We start from the raw sequence: 25101 nt of genomic DNA on the forward strand, positions 1-25101 counted from the left end.
CGCCGGGTTGGGTGATCCTCGCCGGGCCGGCGTTCCGGTTCCTCGGTTCCGGGAAACCGGTGGCACGATGGGGGGCATGGCGGCTCCGCAGGTTGCACCGGTCGAGACGCCGGCCACTCACGAGGTGCCGGCGTCCGAGCGGCAGTGGGTGACGATCGTGTGGGACGACCCGGTCAACCTGATGACGTACGTGACCTGGGTCTTCCAGAAGCTTTTCGGCTACAGCCGGGAGAGGGCCGAGCAGCTGATGCTGGACGTGCACCACAAGGGCCGCGCCGTGGTCTCCACCGGCGCCCGGGAGCGGATGGAGCACGACGCGTCGCAGTTGCACGCGTACGGGTTGTGGGCGACGGTGGACCGCTCGTGAGCGCGAGGAGTGAGCCGGTTCTGCGAGCCCCGCAGTCGCGAACAGGGGGGGCATCGTGAGCATGTTCCGCCGCCAGGCCGGCCGTTACGTCGCCACCTTCGCCGTCGACGAGGTGCGGGTGCTGCGCAAGGTCGCCTCCGAGGTGGTCGGTCTGCTCACCGACGGCTTCGACCACACTGACCCGGTCGTCGGCCGGCTCTTCCCGGCGGCCTACCCCGAGGACGCGGCCGGCTCCGCCGAGTTCCGCCGCTACACCGAGGGCGACCTGAAGACCGCGAAGATCGATCAGGCGGGGGCCATCCTGGCCGCGCTGCCCGATGAGGCGGGCGGTGAGGTGCGGCTGGACGCCGAGGCGGCCGAGGCGTGGCTGCGGGCGCTGAACGACGCCCGGCTGGCGATGGGCGTCCGGCTGGAGATCAAGGACGGGACGGACCTGGGTGAGGAGCTGGACGACGCGGTCGCCGAGGACCCGGCCTCCAGCCGGGTGTTCCAGCTGTCGGTCTACGCGTACCTCGGATATCTACAGGAGTCGCTGCTCAACGCCTTGATCGATTAGGCGTGACCGGCACCACTTCAGGCCGGTACCCGGCAGGCGTTAGGCTGGTGCACGTGCTGAGCATCGACCGGTCGATCATCGACGCGATCGTCGCCCACGCGCGCCGGGACCACCCAGACGAGGCGTGCGGCGTGGTCGCCGGTCCCCTCGGCAGCGACACACCGACCCGGCACATCCCGATGGACAACGCCGCGCGGTCGATGACGTTCTACGAGTTCGACTCGATGGAGCAGCTGCGGGTGTGGCGGGAGATGGACGACCGGGACGAGGAGCCCGTTGTCATCTACCACTCGCACACCGCCACCGAGGCGTACCCCTCGCGCACCGACGTCTCCTTCGCGGGCGAGCCGGGCGCGCACTACCTGCTCGTCTCGACTCGCGAGCCCGACTCCGAGGAGATCCGGTCGTTCCGGATCGTCGACGGCGTGGTGACCGAGGAGCCGGTTCGGATCGTGGCGGCTGGGGTCGACCCGCACGCCGTCCAGTCCTACATGTTCGGGCAGAGCCCGGCGACGGTCGACTACGAGTGTTCCGGCCGCTGACCCGTCAGCGTCCGCACCCGTTCCGTCCCGTCACCCCTGGCACACCCGAATGAGGAGCACGACATCATGGCCATCGAGGTTCGCATCCCCACCATCCTGCGCAGCTACACCGGCGGCGCCAAGGTCGTCGAAGGTTCCGGCGACACCCTGAGCGACCTGCTCGCCGACCTGGATTCCCGGCACGCCGGGCTGCGGGGCCGGCTGGTCACCGAGGCTGGCACGCTGCACCGTTTCGTCAACGTCTACGTCAACGACGAGGACGTCCGTTTCCTCGGCGCGCTGGACGCCAAGCTCTCCGACGGCGACAGCATCACCATCCTGCCGGCCGTGGCCGGCGGCGCGTTCGGCTTCGCGGCGGCAGCGGCGATCAGCCAGCACAGTGCCGCCGTGGCCAGCCAGCAGAGCGCGACGGCGGCAGCCCGCGACAGCCGTCGCGGTGCCGTCGCCGCCCGCTGAGGGCGGCCGCCATGGCGCGGTACGACAGCCTGCTCGACGCCTGCGGGGGCACGCCGCTGGTCGGCCTGCCCCGGCTCTCCCCTACGGTGCCCGAGGGCGCCCCGCCGGTGCGGCTCTGGGCCAAGCTGGAGGACCGGAACCCGACCGGCAGCATCAAGGACCGGGCGGCGCTGTTCATGGTCCGCGCCGCGGAGGAGGCCGGCCGGCTCCGGACGGGTGACACCATCCTGGAACCGACTAGCGGCAACACCGGCATCTCGCTGGCCATGGTGGCCAAGCTGCGCGGCTACCGGCTGGTCTGCGTGATGCCCGAGAACGTCTCCACCGAGCGGGTCCAAATGCTTCGGATGTACGGCGCCGAGATCATCTTCTCGCCGGCGGCGGGTGGCTCCAATCAGGCCGTCGCCACCGCCAAGCAGATCGCCGCCGAGCATCCCGACTGGGTGATGCTCTACCAGTACGGCAATGAGGCCAACGCCCGGGCGCACTACGAGACGACCGGCCCGGAGCTGCTGCACGACCTGCCCACCATCACGCACTTCGTGGCCGGCCTGGGCACCACCGGCACGCTGATGGGCACCGGGCGCTACCTGCGGGAGAAGGTCGACGGCATCCAGGTCGTGGCCGCCGAGCCGCGCTATGGCGAGGTGGTCTACGGCCTGCGCAACATCGACGAGGGGTACGTGCCGGAGCTGTACGACGCCTCGGTGCTCTCCCGGCGCTTCTCGGTCGGCACGCGGGACGCGGTGCTGCGTACCCGGCAGCTCGTCGACGTGGAGGGCATCTTCGCCGGCTTCTCCACCGGCGCGATCCTGCACGCCGCCCTCGCGGTGGCGCATGAGGCGGTCCGCGACGGCCACCGCGCCGACGTGGCCTTCGTGGTCTGCGACGGCGGCTGGAAGTACCTGTCGACCGGCGCGTACGGCGGCACGCTGGCCGACGCCGAGGACGCCCTGGAGGGGCAGCTCTGGGCGTGACCGATCTGGTCTCCGCGTACGGGCCGTCGATGCGCACGTCGACGGCCCGTACGCTGCCCGCCGCGCCGTGAGCAGGTGTCACGTTCGTGACAAGTTCCATTGGATGATTCTTGCGGCCGCGTACCCCAGCGTAGGCTGCGCAGCGTGGCGTACGCGTCGGTAGAGATCATGGCCGGGACGACGGCCGGCTCAGGTGCTACTGACAGTGACAGCGAGAAAACTTGATGCGACTGACCGTCCTGGGTTGCGCCGGTAGCTTCCCCGGCCCCGAGTCGCCGTGTTCGGCCTACCTCGTCGAGGCCGACGGCTTCCGGCTACTGGTCGACTTCGGCCCTGGTTCGCTGTCCAGCCTCCAGCGGTACGCGGGGCTGCACGCCCCGGACGCGATCCTCCTGACCCACCTGCACTGCGACCACATCCTCGACGCCGTGTCGTACGTGGTGGTCCGCCGGTACGCCCCGGACGGTCCCTACCCGGCGCTGCCGGTGTACGCGCCCTCCGGCGCACCGGACCGGCTCAGCGCCGCCTACGGCGACGACGGCTCCGTGGAGGACGTCTACCAGTTCTACGCCCTCCAACCGGGCACCTTCCCGATCGGCCCGTTCACGGTCACCGTCGACCGGGTCAACCACCCCGTCGAGACGTACGGCGTGCGGCTGGAGCACGGCGGTCGGTCGCTCTGCTACTCCTCGGACACCGCGCCCTGCGACGCGCTGCTGCGGCTGGCCCAGAACGCCGACGTCCTCCTCTGCGAGGCCAGCTACCTCGACGGCGTGGACAACCCACCGGACCTGCACCTCACCGGCCGGGAAGCCGGTGAGGCGGCGACCAAGGCCGTGGTCGGCCGGTTGCTGCTCACCCACCTGGTGGCCGCCTGGGGCAGCGAGGCGCACACGCTGGAGTCGGCCGCCGCCGCGTACACCGGGCCGCTCGAGGTGGTCCGGGCCGGCGCCAGCTACGACGTCTGACCCACCTCGCCCCGGCCGCACGTGGTGGTCGATGCGACCAGCGCGCTGCCCGAGGTGCAGGGCGCCGCCGTCGGTGGTGTCCGGTCGGGGCACCCCGGGGCAGGTGCGGCGCCGCACCGCATAGGGTGCAGGCATGGCGCGACCTGACGGGCGAGGGCCCGATGAACTTCGACCGGTGACCCTGACCCGAGGCTGGAGCACACATCCGGAGGGCTCGGTGCTCGTCGAGTTCGGCGGCACCCGGGTGCTCTGCACGGCGAGCGTCACCGAGGGCGTGCCCCGCTGGCGCAAGGGCTCCGGGCTCGGCTGGGTGACCGCCGAGTACGCGATGCTGCCCCGGGCCACCAACACCCGCTCCGACCGGGAGAGCGTCAAGGGTCGGGTCGGTGGCCGGACCCACGAGATCTCCCGGCTGATCGGCCGCAGCCTGCGCGCCTGCATCGACCTGAAGGCGCTCGGCGAGAACTCTGTGGTGCTCGACTGCGACGTGCTCCAGGCCGACGGCGGCACCCGGACCGCCGCGATCACCGGGGCGTACGTGGCGCTGCACGACGCGGTGGACTGGCTGGCCGCCCGCAAGGCGTTGGCCGGGAAGCCGGAGAACGTGATGCACCGTTCGGTGGCCGCGGTCAGCGTGGGGATCATCGCCGGCGAGGCGCGGCTCGACCTCTGCTACGAGGAGGACGCGGCCGCCGAGGTGGACATGAACGTGGTCTGCACGGGCGCGGGCGATTTCGTCGAGGTGCAGGGCACCGGTGAGGCGGGCGTGTTCGCCCGGGAGCAACTCGACACCCTGCTCGACCTGGCCGTCGCCGGTTGCGCCGACCTGGCCGAGGCCCAGCGGAAGGCTCTCTCATGAACAAGGTCCTGCTCGCCACCCGCAATCGCAAGAAGCTGGTCGAACTCCAGCGGATCCTGGACGGCGCGCTCGGCGCGCACCGGATCGCCCTCCTCGGGCTGGACGACGTCGAGCAGTACCCGGAACTGCCGGAGACCGGTCTGACCTTCGGCGAGAACGCGCTGATCAAGGCGCGGGAGGGCTGCCGGCGTACCGGGTTGCCGACCATCGCCGACGACTCCGGGATCGCGGTGGACGCGCTCAACGGGATGCCGGGGGTGTTCAGCGCCCGCTGGTCCGGGCAGCACGGTGACGACCACGCCAACCTTCAGCTGGTGCTGGATCAGATCGCTGACGTGCCCGACGAGCAGCGGGCCGCCTCGTTTGTCTGCACGGTGGCGCTGGTGCTGCCCGGTGGCAAGGAGCACCTCGTCGACGGCCGGCAGTCCGGGCAGGTGCTGCGCGCTCCGCGCGGTGATGGTGGGTTCGGCTACGACCCGATCTTCCTGGGCGATGGACAGGACCGGACCAACGCCGAGCTGACCCCGACCGAGAAGGACGCGGTCAGCCATCGCGGCAAGGCGCTGCGCGAGCTGGCCAAGCTGATCGCCAAGGTGCTGCCGCCCACCGCGGCCTGAGACCGGGACAGTCCGGTCGGCAGCCCGGGGTGGCCAGGTGATCAGACGATGGCATGTACTGAATCCGGAAGTCCGGGCATCCGGATCGGCAGGTGGTCGGGGAGACGGGATGGCGTGGGCCGGTAGGCGCGGCGTGCTGGCGGCACTGATGGGTCTTGCCCTGCTGGCCGCCAGCGGTGGTCTCCTGGCCTTCTCGACCAAGACGCCGGAGGGTGAGGCGGCCGGCGCGTGGGTCGTGGAGCCCATCCCGCCGGCGCCACCGCTGACCGAGTCGCGCGACGCCCGCAGCGGTTTCGTCCACCCTGGCGTGCTGGTGCGCAGCGAGCAGTTGAACTTCGTGAGCCGCAAGGTCAGGGCTGGTGAGGAGCCCTGGCGTTCGGCATGGCTCGCCATGCAGCGCAGCCAGTACGCCGAGCTGTCCTGGCGCCCCCGACCGGTGTCCACCGTGGACTGCGGCTTCTACTCCCAGCCGGACAGCGGATGCACCGCCGAGGCCGAGGACGCGGTGGCCGCGTACACCCAGGCGTTGATGTGGTCCTTCACGCGTGACCGCAGGTACGCGGAGAAGGCCATCGACATCCTGGACGCGTGGTCGGGCGTTCTCAAGGAGCACACCAACGCCAACGCGCCGCTGCAGGCGGGGTGGGCCGGGGCGACGTTCGCGCGAGCCGCGGAACTGATCAAGCACACCTACACCGGCTGGCCCCCCGATTGGTTGGCCCGTACGGAGCGGATGCTCCGCACTGTCTACCTACCGACGGTCCTCGCCGGGACGAACGGCTCCAGGGCGGGGAACTGGGAACTGATCATGCTCGACGCGGCGGTGGGCATCTCGGTCTTCCTCGACGATCGCGCCTCGTTCCTCAAGGCCGTCGAGAAGTGGCGGCTGCGGCTGCGGGCGTACGTCTATCTCAGTGGCGACGGCCCCCTGCCCTACGCGCCACCCGGCGACGTCTTCACGAAGACGCAGCTCATCGACTATTGGGGTGGGCAGAACCCGCTCGTCGACGGGCTCGCCCAGGAGACCTGCCGCGACTTTCTGCACACCGGGTGGGGCCTCGCAGCGGCGGCGCATGTCGCCGAGACGGCGTGGATCCAGGGGCGGGACCTGTACGCCGAGGCGCGCGAGCGGCTCACTCGTGCGCTGGAGTTCCACACCGGCTTCGAGCTGGGCAGGCCGGCGCCGCCGTGGCTGTGCGGGGGTCGGCTCGTCACCGGGTTGGCGCCGTCACCCGAGATCGCCTTCAACCACTACGCCACCAGGATGGGGCTCGACCTGCCGAACACCAGGCGCGTGGTGGAGGCCGACCGGCCCGCGGGGCCGGCCGCCTACTTCTTCGCCTGGGAGACGCTGACCCACGCCGGTAACCCCAACTGACCGCACGTCGGCTCTCCCGCCACCGCGGCCAGCTCTGACCGCTGGACCCCTGTCGACGCGCCCTGGCCTGCGCGCAACGGCCGGCAGCACCCCGTGGCCGGTCGCAACCAGGGGCGTCTAGGCTACGCAGCTGCGAGCCACATCCCGGGCGGCGGCCGCCGTGCCGGCCCAGCGCGATCCAAAGGACCAGGACGAATGGTCGAGTTGGCCCCCTCCACCAGTTCGCCGGAGGTGACCGCAGCGGGTGAGGCGCGCGCGGAAGCACGCCCTTCAGCTCCCCTGACGGATCGACTCGCACGCTGGTCGGTGCCGGTCGTACCGGCCCTCGCCGCGTTCCTCATCGCGCTCTACGGCCTTGAGCGCCGGCAGCTCTGGCGCGACGAGATCGCCACGTGGGCGGCGTCGACGAAGTCAATGGGGGCGCTGCGGGGCCTGGTGGAGGTGACCGACGCGGTCATCGCGCCCTACTACATCCTGATGCACGGCTGGATCGCGGTGTTCGGCGAATCGGAGGCGTCCCTGCGGATGCCGTCCATCATCGCGGTGGCGCTCGCCGCCGCGATGACCGCGGTCATCGGCCGCAAGCTGTTCGACCCGACGACCGGTCTGTTCGCCGGTCTGCTCGTCGCCGTGCTGCCGACCGTCTCCCGGTACGCGCAGGAAGCGCGCCCCTACGCTCTCGCCGCCGCCGCGGTGGCGCTGGCGACCCTGCTGATGCTGCGTGCGGCGGAGCGGCCGACGTGGCTGCGGTGGCTCGCGTACGCCGTGGTGGTGGCCGTGGCCGGGTTGCTGCACATGGTCGCGCTGCTGCTGTTGCCGGCGCACATGGTGTACGTCCTGAGCCTCCGTCAGAAGAGGGTGATCCTGCGCTGGTTCCTGGCGGCGGTCGCGGCTGTCATCCCCGTGCTTCCCCTGGCCTGGATCGGGTCCGAGCAGGCCAAGCAGGTGTCGTGGATTCCGGAGGCCACCTGGGACAGCACCAACAACGAGATCGTGCGGGTGACGGGCAGTGTCACGGTCAGCGCGCTGATCATCGGGCTGGCCCTCCTCGGCGCCGTGACGCTGGGGCGTCGTGGCGCTCTGCTCGGCACGTGGGCGGTCGCGCCGTTCTATGTACTGCTGCTCATCTCACCGGTGGCGGCGCTGCTCATCCATCGGTACGTGCTGTTCACCCTGCCGGCGTGGTGCCTGCTGGCCGTCGCGACCGTGACCCGGCACGCCCAACCGGCGCCCGGTACGGCGACGTCGTCCTGGCGGCGGGCCGTCCTGCCCGCGCTGCTGGTCGTGCTCTGCGCCGCCTTCGCGCTGCCGATGCACGCGACGAACCGCGAAAACGTCGTGCCGGGCGAGCCCGACCTGCGGGGCGCGGTGGCGGTCCTCGCGGCGGAGGCCAACGCTGGCGACGCGGTCGGGATCCATGCCGGATACGCCAGTCGACTGCAGGACGGTGTGAACTACTACCTTCGCCGGGCCGACGGGCCGGAGCTGAACACGGTCTTCACCGCTTGGCCCGGCGGCGTCGCGACGTACGGGCGGACCTGCCGGAACGGCGACTGTCTCCGCACGGCCGAGCGGCTGTGGCTGGTCAGCGGGTCGACCGAGGCCGACCAGCGCACCGGCATGAATCCGTCGCTGAGCCAGCAGCTCGCCGGGTTCGAGCAGGTCCGGGTGGTCCGGCTCACCGGGGTCACCGTGTCACTGTGGCAAGCCACGGGACGGGCCTGAGCAGGGAGTTCCGACGCACCGTGACCGATGTCCACTGTGTCCGGCGACCGCTCGTACGGAGCTGACGCGCACCGCCTGCGCACCGACGGTCCCCGGATGGAGTACGGGCGTTCCGGCCGTATACCCTCGCCGTCGCCGCTAGTGCATGGCGGTGTGGCGGGTACACGCCACCCCACCCCTACCGCAGTGGTGAGGCACAGTGAGCGACTCGAAGCCGACGTCTCGTGGGCTGCTGCGGCCGGAGATCCAAGCACTGCGGGCCCTTGCCGTGCTCCTGGTGCTGCTGTTTCATTTCTGGCCGCACCGGATCCCGGGCGGATACGTCGGCGTCGACGTCTTCTTCGCGATCAGCGGCTTCCTCATCACGGCGCACCTCGTGCGCGAGGTGCGGCAATCCGGCTCGGTTCGCCTCCGGGCCTTCTGGGCCCGCCGGATCCGGCGCCTGTTGCCGGCTTCCCTGCTCGTCCTCGTCGCCACCGCGGCGGCCGTCTTCATCTGGGTGCCACAGCTCTACTGGCCGCAGATACTCCGCGAGATCGCGGCGGCGACCATCTACGTCGAGAACTGGCAACTGGCGCACGACGCCGTGGACTACCTCGCCGCGGAAAATGTCCGGTCGCCGGTGCAGCACTACTGGTCACTCTCGGTGGAGGAACAGTTCTACCTGGTCTGGCCCCTGTTGATCGTGCTCGCGGTGGTGATCGCCGGCCGGCTCCGGCGGACGGACCCGATGGGCGCGATCCGGGTCACGCTCGCCCTGATCGTCGCAACCTCCTTCGCCTACTCCGTCTACGAGACGTCCGCGAACAGTGCCGCCGCCTACTTCGTCACGCCCACTCGGGCGTGGGAGTTCGGGGCCGGCGCGATGCTCGCGACCCTGCCGGGGCTCGGCCGGTCGGCCGGGGAGCGTACCCGGGCGGCGGTCTCCTGGCTGGGCCTGCTCCTGATCGGCGTCGCCGCTTTCGTACTCCATTCCGGGACCCCCTTCCCGGGTTACGCCGCAGCGCTGCCGGTCGTCGGCACGCTCGCCGCCATCTGGGCCGGTGCACCCGGTCCGCGCTGGTCTCCTCTCGGGCCGATGGCCTGGGCGCCGGTGCAGAAGTTCGGCGACTGGTCGTACTCCGTCTACCTCTGGCACTGGCCGCCCATCGTGATTTTCCAGCTGGCGACCGGCGACCGGATGATCTGGCCGGTGAAGCTCGTCGTCATCGCGGGTGTGGTGGTGTTGGCCGCGCTGACCAAGCGCCTCGTCGAGGACCCGGTGCGGTTCGGCGTGTTCACCCGCGGGCGCCGGTTGTGGCCGCAGTACGCGGCCGCGGCGATGTCGATGGCACTGGTCCTGTCCGTCGTCGTCGCCGGAAACCGCCTGCTCGAACAGGGCAGCCAGGCGAACACCTCGCGTCTCGAGCAGTTGTTGGCGGCGGGCACGCCGTGCCTCGGGGCGGGTGCCAGAGTCGAGCCGCAACGCTGCGAGGACGGCGCCCTCGGCCGGGAGCTGTTCCCCGAGATGTCGATGCTCACCAAGGACACGGGCTCCGCGTACCGGTGCTACGACCAGGAGCCGGGCGCCACGCTCACGTCGTGTCGCATCGGATCGCAGCGGCCCGACGCGACCCGGGTCGCACTCGTCGGGGACTCGCACGCGGCGATGCTGATTCCGGCGATCGAGGGTCAGCTCGACGCTCGGAACTGGGCGGTCGACACCTACGTCGCCCGCGGGTGCATCTGGGCGACGGTCGACGCCGCGGACCAGTCCGATCCGTGCTACGCGCGACGGCAGGCGATGGCTCAGAGGCTTGGCGACGGCCCGAAGTACGACCTCGTCATCGTCAGTGGGAGGCGGAACGCGAGCGCCGACCCCCGGGCGGCGGGCGGCCAGATCCGCAAATACGTCGAGGCGTGGCGCCCGGTGCTGGAGCGGGGAACCAGGATCGTCGTGGTGGTGGACAATCCGGGGCTCGGCTCGGCCGACCTGAGCTGTCTCGTCGACGACGCGGCGAACGGAGGGGATCCGAGGCGATGCGCCGTCGACCGGCAGGCGGCGCTCGGCACCCGGGACGCCCTCGAGGAGGCCGCGAAGCGGACCGACGGAAAGGTGCGGACGGTCGATCTCACCGACCTGTTCTGCACCGCGACCCAGTGTCCGCTGGTGATCGGCAACGTCATCGTCTACCGCGACACGCACCACATGACGGCGACCTACGCGCGAACCCTGGGGTCCCACCTCGTCGAGCGTGTCGCGGCACGACTCGCAATGTAACGCCGAGCCCGCGACCCACAGGCATGGAAGTTCACCGCGAGATGCAGCCGAACAGTCCATTGCGGTCACCTCGACTTCTCGCTCCGGCGGCGTGGTCGCGGAAAGTGGGCGAAAGAGGGGAAATCGCACTCGGTGCCGTGGCGGTCGCCGGTCGGTTCGCCGTCGACCCGGGCAACCTCTATCGGTTATGACGCTCGCGTATAGTGCCCCGAGGGATGGCGCTGAGAGGATCACGAAATGGACATAATGCCTCGAAAGGCGGCGGCTGCCCCGACTGAGGGCAGTGGCCGGCGCCTCGGGCGTTATCCGTTGGCCACAGCCCAGATCATGGCCGCACTCGCCATGGTAATGATCGGCGTGAAATCATTCTTCGACATCTTCGGCGAAAAGGTCGCGGCCGACACCGTTGACGCCGGCATGGTGGCGACGGTGATTGGCGCCCTCTTCATGGCGGGGTCCTTTGTCGCCATCGTCGTGGCGATGAAGCGTTTCCCGACGGATCTGGCGCCCTCCATCGTCGCGCTGCTGGTTCTCGGCCTGTTCTCCATCATCGGCCTGCTGGCGATATCCGCGCGGGAGGACTTCCTCCAGATCTTCACCACGGCCGACGTGGTCGCGCTCTTCGGTCCGGACGTCGCGCCGAAGAGCGGGGTCATCACGCAGGGCGCCCAGCTCGCGGTCGGGTTCGCGCCGATCATGCTGTTGGCGGTCATGTTCCGCAAGCCGGACTGGTTCTCCGTCGAACGGCTGCGGTGGGTGCTGCTGCTCGTGGTCCTCGGCGCCGTCGCGCATTCCGTGATCGCCTGGCTGCAGGTCGTCGGCGTCGTCCCGTACACCTACTTCTTCAACCTGATGAGCGGCAAGGTCGGGCGGGCGTCGGGGGGTTACTTCCATCCGGCGTCCCTCGGCCGGCTCCTGATCTTCGCGGTGTTCATCCTCTACGCCGCCGGTGACCGGCTACGGGTCAGTCCGGTGGCCCGCTACGCCGCCGTCGCGCTCCTGGCCGCCACCGCGGTCGTCAGCACACACCGGATCACCATCCTCTGTGTGGCGTTGGTGATCGTCGCGTTCGAGCTGCGCCGGCTCCCGGAGCTCCTCCGGCAGATTTCCAACCTGCCGTTCCGCACCGCCGTCTGGGGAGCGGTCGTCCTCGTCGTCCTCGTGGCCCTGGCGGCGATCCGTTGGGGAGCCTATCTGTTGGATCGCGCGCTCTTTCTCGTCACGCAGATCGGCTCACTCAATCCGACCAACGACGAGTTCCTGCACGGTCGAGGGCAGATCTGGTTCCGCGTAGCGGAAGTGTGGCAGGACGCGCCGTGGGACGTCTGGCTCATCGGGCTGGGCTACGAACCCTGGAACACCCACGCCGATCCGTTGCGCGTCTTCGTGGTGTGGGGATTGCTCGGGCTCATTCTCATGACGATTATCTTCGTCAACCTGTGGCGGGTGACGAAGCGGGCCATCGCGGTCGAGGCGAGGTGGATGCTGACCATCCTCTACGTCCTGACGGTCATCTCCGCTCTCACGCAGAAGCCGACCTCCTACTCGTACTTCATGTGGTTGTTCTTCCTCTCCCTCATTCTTCTTGTCAGATTCTTCCCCCTTTCGAGCACGCCGGCCGGCGCGCCAACCGATGCTGGTGGTGATCACAAATGAGCTCCCCCCTGTTCATTTCGTGGAAGCGTTATCAGCGTCGATCCGACGTGCTGGCGGAGGCGCTGGGCGCCGAGGTGGCGTGGCGCCCGTCCAAGGCGACGCCGAAGATCCTTCGCCCCTTCGACTACGTCGCCCACACGTGGAACGATCTCCAACTGCTCCGCTCGCGTCGGCCATCGTTCGTGGTCGCGCAGGCGCAGCCCCACCTGTCCGCGCTGGCCCCCTACCTCAGCCGGGTTCCGTACATCGTCGACGCGCACAACGGGCAGTTCCAGTCGCGGTGGCGCCGGGTTCCCAGCACCGCGTCGATCCTGCGGGGGGCGCAACTGGTTCTGACCCACACCGAAGAGGCCGACGCTATCGCCCGTGCGGAGTTCCCGGGCCTGCGTACGCTCGTCGTGCACGATCCGCTTCGGGAGATCCCGCCGGCGGCACCACGTGGCTGGGTGTTCGTCGTGGCCACCGTCGCTCCGGACGAGCCGATGGACGTCCTCATCGACGCGATCGAGGCGATGCCGGACGTCACCTTCGCGACCACCGCGCCACTGCACCGGTTGCCGCCGCCGCTTCGTGAGCGCGCGGAGCGCCTACCCAACTTCACCACCCTGGGCTTCCTCGACCTCCCCGACTACGAGGCGGCCGTCGCCGCCTCGCGCGCGGTTGTCGTGCTGACCGACCGGGACGCCACGCAGCCCAGTGGCGCGTGCGAGGCGCTGAGCGCGGGTCGGCCGTTGGTCCTGTCTCGCACCCGGACCACCGAGGCTCTGTTCGGGAGCTTCGCCACGCTCGTCGCCAACCAGAGCGATGCCCTGGTCGCCGGCGTCCGCGAGGCCATCGACGAGGACCCGGCCGCGGCCGGGCGGATCACGGCGGCTCGCGAGGCGTGGATGGGTCGCACGGAGGCCGAGTTGGAGATGTTGCGATCGCACGTGCCGGCCGGAGCGGCCGCGTGATGGTCGGACGATGACCGGAGTCGAGGTGCGGACCGGCCCGCCGGCAGGCAGCCGGTCCGGCAGCGGCATGGCGCGCCGCCTCCGCCAGTTGGGCCTGCTCGGGATCAGCCAGGCCGGCGTCACCGTGCTCGCGTTCCTCACCCAGGTGTTGCTCGCCCGTAGCCTGCCCAAGGCGGACTTCGGCGCCTTCATGTCGGTGATGTCCCTGGTCACGCTGGCCGGGCCGCTGGCCATCTTCGGGGTCGCCGAGTTCTGGCTGCAACGGTTCGGACGCGAGGGGTCTCGGGCGTTCCGTTGGGTACGGCCGTCCATCGCACTGGTCGCGGTCACGTCCGGCCTGCTGGTCGTCGCGCTCGTCGGGTGGGGGCTGCTCGACCGGCATGATCCCGACACCGGTGACCTTCGGATCGGGCTCGCCCCGATCATCCTGTCGCTTGTCGCGATGGCGCTGTCCGGGTCGGCCCTCCAGTTGCAGGGCGCCTACGGGCGACTCGCGGCGCTGCAACTGGCGCCGCAGGTCGGTCGACTCCTCGTGGCCGTTCTGACCCTGTCCTTCGGGCTGTCGGCGCTCATGGTGGCACTGGGCTACGCGCTCGTGGCTGCCGTCACGGTGGCCATGAGTGTCCTGATGATCACGCCGTTCTGGTACGGGCGGGCGACGCTGGAGGGCCACCTTCCGGTGCGCCGTCGCCCGGCGCGTCCACCCCGGGCTCGCCACCTCGTCGCCGCCACGTGGCTGTTCCTGCTGGGCAGCCTGTTCTACCAGCTCGGCATGCAACTGGGCATCGTCGTCTCCGCCGAGTTTCTGAACTCGGAGTCCGCCGCGGTGCTCGCCGTGCCCATGACGCTGTTGACCGCGATCTACCTGCTGCCGCGCATCGTCTACCAGCAGTACTTCCTGGCGAAGCTGCACCGGTGGTCCCGCTCCAACCGCAACGCGGTCCTCATCGCGTACCGCGCCGGCACGGTCGGGATGATCGGTCTCGGTCTGCTCCTCGGCGCCGTCGTCGCGCTGGTCGGCCGGTACGCCATTCCCCTGATCTTCGGCGCGGAGTACCGGACCTCCGTCCCGGTGATGGCCATCCTCGCGCTGGCGATCCCCCTGCGCTTCGGCGCTGCCAGTGTCGAGTCGCTGCTGATGAGCGGCGGCCTGGTGCGGCAGAAGGTGCTGTATCAGGGGCTGGGCTCGCTCGCCTACCTGGCCGCGCTGGCCACCGCGATCCCGCTGTTCGGTGTGGCCGGCGCCGCATGGGCGACGGTGCTGTCCGAGGCGATCGTTCTCGTCCTGTTCTGGTCCCGAGCGAAGCGCGACGTCGTGGCGGGCGCCGAACTACCCTCCTGGGCGGAGATCCGACGGACGGTCATCAGGAGCTGAGCCCGCTTCGACGGGTGACCTGGCAGGCCCCGACGCCGGTCATCGGGGCCGCCGATGGTCAGGCCAGCGGACCGACCTCGCGTTCGATGGCGGTACGCAGGTCGCGGTCGGACACCGTACGGCGGGCCGCCTCCATCGCCGGAGCGAGAAAGATGTCCGGGCCCGGCTCGCCGGCGAACGCCTGGACCGCCTCCACCGCGGCCCGGCCGGCCGGCGACGGCACCAGCGGGGCGCGCAGCTGAAGGCCGCGTACCGCCGCCAGCAGCTCGACCGCGAGCACGCTGGACAGGTTGTCCAGCACGGTGCGCAGCTTCTTGGCCGCCGCCCAGCCCATCGAGACGTGGTCCTCCTGCATCCCACTGGTGGGCAGGGAATCCACCGAGGCCGGCGCGGCCAGTCGGCGGTTCTCCGCGACGATCCCGGCCGCCGTGTACTGGGCGATCATCAGACCGGAGTTGACCCCGGCGTCGGGGGAGAGGAACGCCGGCAGCTCCCGGGACCGGGTGACGTCCAGCAGCCGGTCCACCCGCCGCTCGGCGATCGCGCCCACCTCGGCGGCGGCGATGGCCAGGAAGTCGGCGGCGAAGCCGAGCGGAGCCCCGTGGAAGTTACCGGTCGACTCGACCCGGCCGTCCGGCAGCACCACCGGGTTGTCCACCACGGAGATCAGCTCGCGGGCCGCCACCGTCCGCGCGAACTCCAGCGTGTCCCGGGCCGCCCCGGCCACCTGCGGCGCGCAGCGCATCGAGTACGCGTCCTGCACGGCGTGCGCCAGGTCGTCCCGGTGCGAGTCCATCACCCGGGAGTCCTGGAGCAGCCGGTGGATGTTCGCCGCCGAGGCCGCCTGCCCGGGGTGCGGACGGATGGCGTGCAGCTCGGGCAGGAAGGGCCGCTCGGAGCCGAGCATCGCCTCGATGCCCAGCGCGGCGGTGACGTCGGCCATGGTGAACAGGTGCGCGGCGTCGTGGATGGCCATCAACAGCATGCCGAGCATCCCGTCGGTGCCGTTGATCAGTGCCAGCCCCTCCTTGGCGGCCAGCTCGATCGGCTTGAGCCCGGCGGCGGTCAGCACGTCGGCCGCGTCCTGCCGCTCGCCGGTCGGCCCGAGCACCCAGCCCTCGCCGAGCAGCACGAGCGCGCAGTGCGCCAGCGGCGCCAGGTCGCCGGAGGCCCCCAGCGAGCCGTGCTCCGGCACCCAGGGGGTGATGTCGTGGTTGAGAAGGTCGAGCAGCGCCTCGGCGACCAGCGGGCGGACCCCGGAGTGGCCGAGCGCGAGCGAGCGGACCCGCAGCAGCATCATCGCCCGGACCACCTCGCGCGGCATCGGCGCGCCCACCCCGGCGGCGTGCGAGCGGATCAGCGCGTGCTGGAGCTCGGCCCGGCGCTCCGGGGCGACGAACGTGTTGGCGAGCGCCCCGAATCCCGTCGAGACCCCGTAGACGGGGCGGCCGGACGACTCGATGCCGTCCACGATGGCCCGGCTGGTCGCCATGGCGTCGATGGTGGCCGGGTCGAGGACGACCTTGGCGGTGCCGCGGGCCACCGCGAGCACGTCGGCGGGGGAGACCCCGGTGGGCTGAATGGTCACGGTCGTCATTGCGGCACTCCGTTGAGCAGGACCTGGCGGATCAGTGGAACACCGGGCCGGTAGGCCAGGTGCAGGTACGACGGCGCGTCCAGGACGACCAGGTCGGCCCGGGCGCCGGGGGTGAGCACGCCGATGTCGTCGCGGCGCAGCGCCCGCGCGCCGCCCAGCGTCGCGGCCCGGACCGCCTCCGCCGGGGTCATCCGCATCTCGCGGACCGCCAGCGCCACACAGAACGGCATCGACGAGGTGTACGACGAGCCGGGGTTGCAGTCGGTGGCGAGCGCGACGGTGATGCCGGCGTCGAGCAGGCGGCGGGCGTCCGGGTACGGCGAGCGGGTGGAGAACTCGGCGCCGGGCAGCAGGGTCGCCACCGTGCGGGTCCCCGACCCGTCGGTGTGGGCGGTGCCGGCCAGCGCGGCCACGTCGGCATCGCTGAGGTGGGTGCAGTGGTCGACGCTCGCCGCGTCCAGCTCCACGCCGAGCAGCACCCCGGGGCCGGGGCCGAGCTGGTTGGCGTGCAACCGCACGCCCAGCCCGGCGGCCTGCCCGCAGGCCAGGATGGCCCGGGCGTGGTCGACGTCGAAGGCGCCCCGCTCGCAGAACACGTCGATCCACTTGGCGTGCGGCGCGGCGGCGGCCAGCATCGGCCCGCAGACCAGGCCGACGTAGTCGTCGGGGCGGTCGGCGTACTCGGCGGGCACCACGTGCGCGCCGAGGAAGGTGGTCTCGGCGCTGGCCTCGGCGGCGATCCGCAGCGAGCGGGCCTCGTCGGCGACGGTCAGCCCGTACCCGCTCTTGATTTCCATGGTGGTGGTGCCCTGCCGCAGCGCCTCCCCGCGCAGCCGGCGCACGGTGGCGCGCAGCTCGTCGTCGGAAGCCGCCCGGGTCGCGCCGACCGTGGTCCGGATGCCGCCCCCGGTGTACGGCTGGCCGGCCATCCGGGCGGCGAACTCGGCGGCGCGGTCCCCGGCGAAGACCAGGTGTGCGTGGCTGTCCACGAATCCGGGCAGCACGGCGGCCCCGTCGGCGTCGACCCGCCGGTCGGCGGCCGGCGCGTACGCCGCCGGCCCGACCCAGGCCACCCGACCCTCCTCGACGAGCACGGCCGCGTTGCGGCGGATGCCCAGCGGGCCCTCGCCAGCGCCGTTGGTGACCAGCTCCCCGATGTTGTCCACCAGCAGGCTGCTCATGTGGGAGTCACCGCCTCGATCGAGGCCGACAGTTCAGCCGGCACGTCCACAGTCAGGTGCCGGCCCTCGGCCACCACCACCCGCCCGTCCACGACGACCTGTACGACGTCCGTGGCCCCGGCGGCGAAGAACGCGCCCACCGGCGGCACCCCGGCGGTGCGGGCGCTGTCCAGCCGTACCGTGACCAGGTCGGCCCGGGCGCCGACGGCGATCCGCCCGGCGTCGGCCCAGCCCAGTGCGGCGTGCCCGGCGGAGGTGGCGGCGATCAGCAGCTCGGCCGGGGTGAAGTGGCCGCGGCGTCGGGTGCGCAGCCGCTCGTCCAACTCCACCGCCCGGGCCTCCTCGAAGAGGTCGATCACCGCCTGGCTGTCGCTGCCCAGGCTCAACCGGATCCCCGCCTCGGCCATCCGCCGGGCCGGGCCGATCCCGTCGGCGAGGTCCCGTTCGGTGGTCGGGCACAGGCACACCCCGGTCCTGCTCTCCCCGAGCAGCGCCAGGTCACCGCTGGTCGGGTGGGTGGCGTGCACGGCCGTGGTGTCCGGCCCGAGCACGCCGTGCTCGGCGAGCAGCGCGGTCGGCGTACGCCCGTGCACGGCCCGGCACTCGTCGTTCTCGGCGGGCTGCTCGGAGAGGTGCACGTGCAGCGGCGCCCGCCGGTCCCGCGCCCAGTCGGCCACCGTGCCGAGCTGGTCGGCGGGGACCGCCCGTACCGAGTGCACGGCCGCGCCGACCCGGGAGTGCCCGTCCGTCGGCTGGAACGCCGTCACCCGCTCGGCCCACCGGGCCGCGTCGCCGTCGCCGAAGCGTCGCTGCGGCCCGGCCAGGGCCCGGCCGTCCACGCCGGCGGTCAGGTAGCAGGTGTCCAGCAGGGTGAGCCGGATCCCGGCGTGCGCGGCGGCCTCGACCAGCGCCTCGCCCATCGCGTTCGGGTCGTCGTAGGCGCCGCCGTCGGGCCGGTGGTGCAGGTAGTGGAACTCACCGACGCAGGTGATCCCCGCGAGGGCCATCTCGGCGTAGACCGCCCGGGCCAGGGCGAGGTAGGTGTCCGGGTCCAGGCGGTCCGCAACGGCGTACATCCGGTCCCGCCAGCTCCAGAAGTCGCCCCGGCCACCGTGGGTACGCCCGCGCAGCGCCCGGTGGAACGCGTGCGAGTGCACGTTGGCCAGTCCGGGCAGGGTCAACCCGGGCAGCGGCTTGGCGTCGGCGAACACCTCGACCCCGGCGGGCGGTCGGCTGCCCGCGGTCAGCGGCGTCACGGCGGTGATCCGCTCACCGTCGGTCTCGATCAGCACGTCCGGAGTGGGCTCGGCGTACTCGGGCAGCCAGGCGTACTCGGCGAGCCAGCGGGTCACCGGCATGTCAGCTCCTCCAGGACCCGGGCCAGCGCCCGTACGCCGGCGGCGCAGTCGACGTCGGTGGCCGCCTCGGCGGGGGAGTGCGACACCCCGGTCGGGTTGCGCACGAAGAGCATCGCGGTGGGCAGGTGCGCGGCCAGCACCCCGGCGTCGTGCCCGGCGCCGGTGGGCAGCACCGGTGCCGTGAGCAGCGTGGCCAGCCGGCCGGCCAGCCCGCCATCGAAGGCGACCAGCGGGGTCGTCGACTCCTCGGTCACCGTCACCGCCGTACCGTCGCGGCGGGCCCGCTCGGCGAGCTTGCCCCGTACCGCGTCGACCAGCCCGGTCAGCGTCTCCGGGTCGGCGGCCCGGGCGTCCAGCCAGCCGGTCACCTTCGACGGGATGGCGTTGGTGACGTTCGGTTCGACGGCGACCCGGCCCACGGTGGCGTGCGCGCCGCGCAGCCGGGCCTCCTTGTTGGCCGCCAGCACGGTGAACGCGTAGGTGAGCATCGGGTCGCGGCGGTCGGCCATCCGGGTCGTACCGGCGTGGTTGCCCTCGCCGACCACGTCGAAGCGCCACCGGCCGTGCGGCCAGATCGCGCTGGCCACACCGACCGGAGCGTCCGTCTCGTCCAGCGCGCGGCCCTGCTCGACGTGCAGCTCCACGAAGGCGCCGAACCGGCCCAGCAGGTCCGGGCGGGCGCCCGCCGGCTGGTCGCCGAGCGCCTCGGCGAAGCTCACCCCGGCCGCGTCGCGCAGCCCGGCCGCGCGTTCCGCCGGCAGCGCCCCGGTGAGCAGCCGCGACCCCAGGCACGGTACGCCGAAGCGCGCACCCTCCTCCTCGACGAACGCGGCCAGCACCAGCGGGCGGCCCGGGGTGACGCCGGCGGCCCGCAGCTCGTCCACGGCGAGGAACGCGCTGACGATGCCGAGCGGCCCGTCGTACGCCCCGCCGTGCGGCACCGAGTCGAAGTGGCTGCCGGTCAGCACCGCGTCCCCGGCCTCCGGGTCACCCCAGTGGGCGAACAGGTTGCCGTTGCCGTCCTCGGTGACCGGCAGGCCGCGCCGGTCGGCCTGGGACCGGAACCAGCTGCGCAGCTCCAGCTCGGGCTTGGTCAACGCGTAGCGCAGGTAGCCGCCGCTGCCGGCGTCCCGCCCGACCGGCGCGATCTCGTCCCACAGCTCCCGAAACCTGTTGGCAAGGGGCCCTTCTACAACAGAATCCGATAACAAGGGGCCCTTCCTCACTGCTCGGTCATCGGGGTGCGGACGCCGGTACGCGTGGCGACCTCGCGAGCGATGTCGTAGCCGGCGTCGACGTGGCGAATGACGCCCATCGCCGGGTCGTTGGTGAGCACCCGCTCGATCTTCTGCCCGGCCAGCGCGGTGCCGTCGGCCACGCAGACCTGCCCGGCGTGGATCGACCGGCCGATGCCCACCCCGCCGCCGTGGTGGATGGACACCCAGGAGGCGCCGCTGGCCGTGTTGACCAGCGCGTTGAGCAGCGGCCAGTCGGCGATCGCGTCGGAGCCGTCGGCCATCGCCTCGGTCTCCCGGTACGGGCTGGCCACGCTGCCGGCGTCCAGGTGGTCCCGGCCGATGACGAGCGGGGCGGAGAGTTCGCCGGAGGCGACCATCTCGTTGAACCGCACGCCAGCCTTGTCCCGTTCGCCGTACCCGAGCCAGCAGATCCGCGCGGGCAGGCCCTGGAAGGCGACCCGCTCGCCCGCCAGCCGGATCCACCGGGCCAGCGACTCGTTCTCCGGGAACAACTCCAGGATGGCCCGGTCGGTGGCGGCGATGTCGGCCGGGTCGCCGGAGAGCGCCGCCCACCGGAACGGGCCCTTGCCCTCGGAGAACAGCGGCCGGATGTACGCCGGCACGAAGCCGGGAAAGTCGAACGCGCGCTGGTAGCCGGCGAGCTGCGCCTCGCCCCGGATCGAGTTGCCGTAGTCGAAGACCTCCGCGCCAGCGTCGAGGAAGCCGACCATCGCCTCGACGTGCCGCGCCATGGACGCCCGGGCCCGGTCGGTGAACTCGGCCGGCTTCGCCGCCGCGTACTCCCGGGCGTCGGCCAGCTCCACCCCCACCGGCAGGTACGACAGCGGGTCGTGCGCGCTGGTCTGGTCGGTCACGATGTCGATCTCGACGCCGCGGCTGAGCAGCTCCGGGAAGACCTCGGCCGCGTTGCCGACCACGCCGACGGAGAGCGCGCGCCGGTCCCGCTTCGCGGCCAGCACCCGCCGGACCGCGTCGTCCAGCGAGTCGGCCACCTCGTCCAGGTAGCGGTCGTGCACGCGCCGGTCGAGGCGGGTCCGGTCCACGTCCACGATCAGGCAGACGCCGCCGTTCATGGTGACCGCGAGCGGCTGCGCGCCGCCCATCCCGCCGCAGCCGGCGGTCAGCGTCAGCGTGCCCGCGAGGGTGTCCCCGAACCGCTTCGCGGCCACCGCGGCGAACGTCTCGTAGGTGCCCTGGAGGATGCCCTGGGTGCCGATGTAGATCCACGAGCCGGCGGTCATCTGCCCGTACATCGTCAGACCGAGCTGCTCCAGCCGGCGGAACTCCGGCCAGGTCGCCCAGTCGCCGACCAGGTTGGAGTTGGCCAGCAGCACCCGGGGCGCCCACTCGTGGGTGCGCAGCACGCCGACCGGGCGGCCGGACTGCACCAGCATCGTCTCGTCCTCGCGCAGGTCGGTCAGCGTGCGGACCAACGCGTGGTACGACGGCCAGTCCCGCGCCGCCTTGCCGGTGCCGCCGTAGACGACCAGGTCGTCGGGGCGTTCGGCCACCTCGGGGTCGAGGTTGTTCATGAGCATCCGCAGGGCGGCCTCCTGCGGCCAACCGCGGGCGGTGAGGTCGCTGCCCCGTGCGGCACGGACGTGCTGGGTCATCTCGGGTCTCCTCCGGTCATCATCCGAGGAACAACTGACGGCGGGCCGCGGAGGCTTCGAACGCCTCCAGCCGGCGCTGGGTGTCGGCCGGCGCGGCGTCGCAGATCGCCTGCAACAGCACCATGGCCAGGGTCATCGGGGCGGTGTGCAGGTCGAAGACGAGCTGGGCGCCGACCGCGGCGGGCAGCACCACGTCGGCATGCTCGGTGGCGGGGCTGACCGGCGAGTCGGTGATCGCCACCACGGTCAACCCGGCGGCCCGCGCGTCGCGCAGCGCGTCCAGGGTCTCCCGGGGGTAGCGGGGCAGCACGAAGGCCAGGACCGCCGAGGCGCCAGCCTCGGCGGCCTGCTCCAGGCGGTCGGCGAGCAGGCTGCCGCCGTCGTCGAGCACCCGGACGTCCGGGTGCACCTTGGCGGCGAAGTAGGCGAAGTACGCGGCCAGCGGCGCGGCGGCGCGTAGGCCGAGCACCGGCAGCGGGCGACTGGCGGCGAGCAGCCGACCGGTCTCGGCGATCCGGTCCCGGTCGGCGAGCTGACCGGCGAGGCGGTCGAGGTTGCCCATCTCGGCGCGTACGGCCTGCTGGAGTTCGTTGCCGGCGTCCGCCGGTCCGCCGGGCGCGGCGGTGGTGAGGTCGCGCAACCGGCGGCGCAGCGCGGGGTAGCCGTCGTGGCCGAGCGCGACGGCGAACCGGGTGACCGACGGCTGGCTGACCCCGGCCAGCTCTGCCACCTCGGCCGCGGACAGGTACGCCACGGCGGGGGCGTGCTGCACCAGGCAGTGCGCGATCCGACGCTGGGTCGGGGTGAGCCGCACCCCCTGGAACAGGTCGAGCACCCGCTCGGTGGGCGCGGCGACAGCTCCTTCATTCACACCGAGACTCTATGCATGAAAACTTTCAGAGGGCAACCGTTCCTCGCCGCACGTTCCACCCACCGGTTGGTGGACCGACCGGTGGACGACCGGGCGAGCGTCCCCTCTGTAGGATCCGCACGGCGGTCGAGCAGAGGAGTGCGCATGCAGTCGGTTGGCCCGTACCGGTTCACCCACATGCTGGGCACCTGCCCAGTGGGAAAGGCCTGGGCTGCCATCGACGAGCAGGGCCGGTTCGTGACCGTAGCGGTGCTGGACGCCGTGGCCGCGAGCACGCCGGGGTGGCGCGAGGCCTTCGCCGGGACTGCCAACGCCATGTCGCAGAGGCCGGGCGGCCAGGCCTTCGCGTACGCCGACTTCTTCTCCGCCGAGCCGTGGGCGGCCTACCCGGCGGAGGCCGGCCAGGGCGCCGAGAAGCTGTTCCGCGCACTGGGGCAGGAGTACCACCCGGTGCCGACGGACAAGGGCAGCTCGACCGAGGAGGGCGGCTCGACGGAGCCGGTCACCGGGGTGCCGCGGCAGGTCTCCGGGCCGCCGCAGTCGGTGTCCGGCCCTCCGCAGCAGTTCTCCGCGCCGCCGCAGCCGGTGTCCGGCGCCCCGCAGCCCGTCTCCGGTGCCCCGCTGCCGACGTCCGGAGCACCGTTCGCGCCGTGGGCGCTGCACGCCGGCGGGCTGCCGACCGTGCCGCCCGCGCCGATCCCACCGCCCGCCGCCGACGCGCCCCAGTCGCCCGCGCCGGTGTCCGCCGCTCCGGCGGATCCGCCGCCCTACGATCCATTCGGCGCCCCGGTCCGGCGCATCAAGCCGTCGGAGCCGCCGCCGCGCCGTACCGGGCTCTGGGCGGGGCTGGCCGCGCTCGTGCTGGTGGCGGCTGTGGGCAGTGGCGTGGCCATCTGGGCGATCGCCGGCAAGGACCAGCCCGATCCGTACACTCCGCCGACGGCGATCGTCACGGCGTCCCCGGGTGACGCCGCGGCCGAGCCGGGGCTGAAGCCGTGGGCACAGGCCACTCTGTACAGCCCGGAGGAGCGCGCCCTCGCGGTCGCCGCGCCGTCGCTGGTCTTCATCGAGGCGGTCTTCACCGGGTACGTCCGGGACACCAGGACGAACGCCCTGGTGCACCCCCAGCCCGTCTCCTTCATCCGTCGGTGCAGTGGCTTCGTGGTGACTCCTGACGGCCACGCCGTCACCAACGGGTCCTGCGTCAAGCCGACCGAGGAGCACGCCCGCTGGCTCGCCGTCGACGCGCTGGCCAGGTTGCTCGTGCAGGAGAAGAAGCTCTCCGCCCCGCAGATCTCCACCTACATCGCGGCCAACCTCGGCAAGGTGCGGTTCACTGGTGTGGAACCGGGCACCGAGCCGACCAGTGCGGTGTACGGCCAGCTCAACACCGGCACGGGCAACGTGACGAAGGAGCCGGCCATCCCGGCCGAGGTCGTCCGGAGCCTGCCCGAGGACAGCGGCAACACCGCACTGATCAAGCTCGCCCAGGGCGGCCTGCCCGCGGTGGAACTCAACCCGTCCGCCAGCCTCGCGGAGGACGCCTCGGTACGCATCCTCGCCTTCACGACCACCGATGTCGTCTTCCGCAACGCCACCTACCGTCCCCAGTCGAAGCTGGTGACGATCACCGGTACGAGCCAGCGCGGACCCGTCTCGATCTACCTCGTCAACGAGGACCTCGGCACGGTGTCACACGGGGGTATCGCCCTCGATCCCGCGGGCCGGGTCGCCGGGCTGATCTACCAGGATCAGGCGCGACCGGACCGTGCCAACCGGGCGGTGCTGCCGGCGTCGACGATCGCCACGCTGCTGACCGAGGCCGGCATCGGCAACGCACTCGGTGACTCCGACAAGCTCTACCGCAGCGGGCTGGACGCGTACTTCGGCGGCGACTCGTCGGGCGCCGTCACGCAGCTTGAGAAGGCCGCGGCGGCGTCACCCGCCAACGTGCTCGCGCAGGCCTACCGGCAGAACGCCGCCGAGCGCCAGCGATTGGAGAACGCGTCGCGGGCGCAGTCGGATGCCCTCGTCTTCGTGCTGGTCGGGTTCGCGGCCGTGTTGCTCATCGCCCTTGTCGTCCTGGTCGTGATGCTCGTCCGTCGTCGCGGCCGCTGAGTGGCCGGTGACGGGACAAATTCGCCGGATCGGACACATGGGAATAAGTGCTGATGATCCGTCTCAGTGATCGCCCTCATTGGTCATTCACCAGCCCACGAAAATTCATGCCCACCCAAAGATCAGATGTTCGGTTGACTCGATTCCCACCGAACGGCCCCGTGGTTCGCCGGCCTCAGCGGGGCGTTCAGCCCGTGTGGATCTGAGCGGTGGCCAGGTAAATCCCTTGTAGGGACAGCGATTTCGATCGACATCCGGCCGCCTGACAGGTGATGGTGTGGCGGTGCGGCGATGGTTATACTCCGTCTTGTTGCGCGATGGATCTTCATTGTCGTCGATCGAGGGAAGTCCTGCGAACGCGTCGCTGAAATCGCTGCGAATGGTGGCTTTTCATGGGGGTGGCGAAGATGGGCGG

The 25101-nt window shown here is 71.7% G+C and carries 21 protein-coding genes; 15 read left to right on the top strand and 6 right to left on the bottom strand.

All coding sequences use genetic code 11. The features are described 5' to 3' along the window. Nucleotides 1-76 precede the first annotated feature (76 nt). From clpS to ACFYPS_RS22680, 14 genes are all read left to right on the top strand, one after another. Nucleotides 77-367 (top strand): ATP-dependent Clp protease adapter ClpS, encoded by a 291-nt coding sequence (gene clpS / locus ACFYPS_RS22615; RefSeq protein ID WP_354967953.1) that lies wholly within the window; start codon nt 77-79, stop codon nt 365-367. A 61-nt stretch (nt 368-428) separates the two neighbouring features. Continuing rightward, on the top strand, nt 429-923 hold the full coding sequence (locus tag ACFYPS_RS22620; RefSeq protein WP_354967993.1) for a DUF2017 domain-containing protein: 495 nt from the start codon (nt 429-431) through the stop codon (nt 921-923). A 53-nt stretch (nt 924-976) separates the two neighbouring features. After that, a complete protein-coding gene (locus tag ACFYPS_RS22625; RefSeq protein ID WP_354967954.1) occupies nt 977-1465 on the top strand; it encodes a M67 family metallopeptidase in 489 nt (162 codons plus the stop codon). A gap of 66 nt (nt 1466-1531) precedes the next feature. Continuing rightward, nucleotides 1532-1921: a MoaD/ThiS family protein gene (locus ACFYPS_RS22630; RefSeq protein ID WP_354967955.1), complete on the top strand. Its 390-nt coding sequence runs from the start codon at nt 1532-1534 to the stop codon at nt 1919-1921. A gap of 11 nt (nt 1922-1932) precedes the next feature. After that, on the top strand, nt 1933-2898 hold the full coding sequence (locus ACFYPS_RS22635) for a PLP-dependent cysteine synthase family protein (protein ID WP_387326821.1): 966 nt from the start codon (nt 1933-1935) through the stop codon (nt 2896-2898). Between the two features lie 224 nt (nt 2899-3122). Beyond that, nucleotides 3123-3866, top strand: a complete 744-nt coding sequence (locus ACFYPS_RS22640) for an MBL fold metallo-hydrolase (protein ID WP_354967956.1) — start codon at nt 3123-3125, stop codon at nt 3864-3866. 133 nt (nt 3867-3999) lie between these two features. Then, nucleotides 4000-4725 carry a ribonuclease PH gene (rph, locus tag ACFYPS_RS22645; protein ID WP_354967957.1) on the top strand — a complete coding sequence of 242 codons (726 nt, stop codon included), beginning with the start codon at nt 4000-4002 and terminating at the stop codon, nt 4723-4725. After that, complete coding sequence (rdgB, locus tag ACFYPS_RS22650; RefSeq protein ID WP_354967958.1) at nt 4722-5342, top strand: RdgB/HAM1 family non-canonical purine NTP pyrophosphatase; 621 nt, start codon at nt 4722-4724, stop codon at nt 5340-5342. The genes rph and rdgB overlap by 4 nt, the downstream gene beginning before the upstream one ends. Before the next feature lie 109 nt (nt 5343-5451). Beyond that, nucleotides 5452-6720, top strand: a complete 1269-nt coding sequence (locus ACFYPS_RS22655; protein ID WP_387326826.1) for an alginate lyase family protein — start codon at nt 5452-5454, stop codon at nt 6718-6720. Between the two features lie 306 nt (nt 6721-7026). After that, nucleotides 7027-8445, top strand: coding sequence for a glycosyltransferase family 39 protein (locus tag ACFYPS_RS22660; RefSeq protein WP_354967960.1), 1419 nt, complete (start codon nt 7027-7029; stop codon nt 8443-8445). Nucleotides 8446-8644: 199 nt separating this feature from the next. After that, nucleotides 8645-10705 (top strand): acyltransferase family protein, encoded by a 2061-nt coding sequence (locus tag ACFYPS_RS22665; protein WP_387326829.1) that lies wholly within the window; start codon nt 8645-8647, stop codon nt 10703-10705. 327 nt (nt 10706-11032) lie between these two features. Further along, entirely contained in the window at nt 11033-12361 is a 1329-nt protein-coding gene (locus ACFYPS_RS22670; protein ID WP_387326832.1) for a hypothetical protein, read from the top strand. Beyond that, nucleotides 12358-13314 carry a glycosyltransferase gene (locus ACFYPS_RS22675; RefSeq protein WP_354967963.1) on the top strand — a complete coding sequence of 319 codons (957 nt, stop codon included), beginning with the start codon at nt 12358-12360 and terminating at the stop codon, nt 13312-13314. The genes ACFYPS_RS22670 and ACFYPS_RS22675 overlap by 4 nt, the downstream gene beginning before the upstream one ends. Nucleotides 13315-13324: 10 nt before the next feature. Further along, nucleotides 13325-14689 (top strand): lipopolysaccharide biosynthesis protein, encoded by a 1365-nt coding sequence (locus tag ACFYPS_RS22680; RefSeq protein WP_387326835.1) that lies wholly within the window; start codon nt 13325-13327, stop codon nt 14687-14689. A gap of 58 nt (nt 14690-14747) precedes the next feature. On the opposite strand, the gene hutH is transcribed toward ACFYPS_RS22680, so the two are convergent. The 6 genes from hutH to ACFYPS_RS22710 are packed head-to-tail and all read right to left on the bottom strand — an operon-like array spanning nt 14748 to nt 22568. Then, entirely contained in the window at nt 14748-16286 is a 1539-nt protein-coding gene (hutH, locus tag ACFYPS_RS22685; RefSeq protein WP_354967965.1) for a histidine ammonia-lyase, read from the bottom strand. Then, nucleotides 16283-17467, bottom strand: a complete 1185-nt coding sequence (gene hutI, locus ACFYPS_RS22690; protein WP_354967966.1) for an imidazolonepropionase — start codon at nt 17465-17467, stop codon at nt 16283-16285. Before hutI ends, hutH begins: the two co-directional genes overlap by 4 nt. Further along, the gene (locus ACFYPS_RS22695) at nt 17464-18819 is read right to left on the bottom strand and encodes a formimidoylglutamate deiminase (RefSeq protein WP_354967994.1); all 1356 of its coding nucleotides are present in this window, start codon (nt 18817-18819) and stop codon (nt 17464-17466) included. The genes hutI and ACFYPS_RS22695 overlap by 4 nt, the downstream gene beginning before the upstream one ends. Next, on the bottom strand, nt 18816-20036 hold the full coding sequence (locus ACFYPS_RS22700; protein ID WP_387326839.1) for an allantoate amidohydrolase: 1221 nt from the start codon (nt 20034-20036) through the stop codon (nt 18816-18818). Before ACFYPS_RS22700 ends, ACFYPS_RS22695 begins: the two co-directional genes overlap by 4 nt. A gap of 11 nt (nt 20037-20047) precedes the next feature. Then, nucleotides 20048-21697, bottom strand: a complete 1650-nt coding sequence (hutU, locus tag ACFYPS_RS22705) for a urocanate hydratase (RefSeq protein WP_387326842.1) — start codon at nt 21695-21697, stop codon at nt 20048-20050. Nucleotides 21698-21716: 19 nt separating this feature from the next. Further along, the gene (locus ACFYPS_RS22710) at nt 21717-22568 is read right to left on the bottom strand and encodes a MurR/RpiR family transcriptional regulator (RefSeq protein ID WP_354967969.1); all 852 of its coding nucleotides are present in this window, start codon (nt 22566-22568) and stop codon (nt 21717-21719) included. A 144-nt stretch (nt 22569-22712) separates the two neighbouring features. On the opposite strand from ACFYPS_RS22710, the gene ACFYPS_RS22715 reads away from it, so the two are divergent. Next, nucleotides 22713-24686, top strand: a complete 1974-nt coding sequence (locus tag ACFYPS_RS22715; protein ID WP_354967970.1) for a hypothetical protein — start codon at nt 22713-22715, stop codon at nt 24684-24686. Nucleotides 24687-25101: the final 415 nt, after the last annotated feature.

This window comes from Micromonospora sp. NPDC005087, from assembly GCF_042872965.1.
Lineage (GTDB): Bacteria > Actinomycetota > Actinomycetes > Mycobacteriales > Micromonosporaceae > Micromonospora.

What these genes read in the sequence shown, in the direction of transcription:
- hutU (WP_387326842.1), bottom strand. Translation starts at nt 21,697, where the DNA reads ATGACCCAGCACGTCCGTGCCGCACGGGGCAGCGACCTCACCGCCCGC.
- ACFYPS_RS22670 (WP_387326832.1), top strand. Translation starts at nt 11,033, where the DNA reads ATGGCCGCACTCGCCATGGTAATGATCGGCGTGAAATCATTCTTCGAC.
- ACFYPS_RS22655 (WP_387326826.1), top strand. Translation starts at nt 5,452, where the DNA reads ATGGCGTGGGCCGGTAGGCGCGGCGTGCTGGCGGCACTGATGGGTCTT.
- ACFYPS_RS22620 (WP_354967993.1), top strand. Translation starts at nt 429, where the DNA reads ATGTTCCGCCGCCAGGCCGGCCGTTACGTCGCCACCTTCGCCGTCGAC.
- ACFYPS_RS22680 (WP_387326835.1), top strand. Translation starts at nt 13,325, where the DNA reads ATGACCGGAGTCGAGGTGCGGACCGGCCCGCCGGCAGGCAGCCGGTCC.
- ACFYPS_RS22675 (WP_354967963.1), top strand. Translation starts at nt 12,358, where the DNA reads ATGAGCTCCCCCCTGTTCATTTCGTGGAAGCGTTATCAGCGTCGATCC.
- clpS (WP_354967953.1), top strand. Translation starts at nt 77, where the DNA reads ATGGCGGCTCCGCAGGTTGCACCGGTCGAGACGCCGGCCACTCACGAG.
- ACFYPS_RS22635 (WP_387326821.1), top strand. Translation starts at nt 1,933, where the DNA reads ATGGCGCGGTACGACAGCCTGCTCGACGCCTGCGGGGGCACGCCGCTG.
- ACFYPS_RS22715 (WP_354967970.1), top strand. Translation starts at nt 22,713, where the DNA reads ATGCAGTCGGTTGGCCCGTACCGGTTCACCCACATGCTGGGCACCTGC.
- hutI (WP_354967966.1), bottom strand. Translation starts at nt 17,467, where the DNA reads ATGAGCAGCCTGCTGGTGGACAACATCGGGGAGCTGGTCACCAACGGC.
- hutH (WP_354967965.1), bottom strand. Translation starts at nt 16,286, where the DNA reads ATGACGACCGTGACCATTCAGCCCACCGGGGTCTCCCCCGCCGACGTG.
- rdgB (WP_354967958.1), top strand. Translation starts at nt 4,722, where the DNA reads ATGAACAAGGTCCTGCTCGCCACCCGCAATCGCAAGAAGCTGGTCGAA.
- ACFYPS_RS22630 (WP_354967955.1), top strand. Translation starts at nt 1,532, where the DNA reads ATGGCCATCGAGGTTCGCATCCCCACCATCCTGCGCAGCTACACCGGC.
- ACFYPS_RS22640 (WP_354967956.1), top strand. Translation starts at nt 3,123, where the DNA reads ATGCGACTGACCGTCCTGGGTTGCGCCGGTAGCTTCCCCGGCCCCGAG.
- rph (WP_354967957.1), top strand. Translation starts at nt 4,000, where the DNA reads ATGGCGCGACCTGACGGGCGAGGGCCCGATGAACTTCGACCGGTGACC.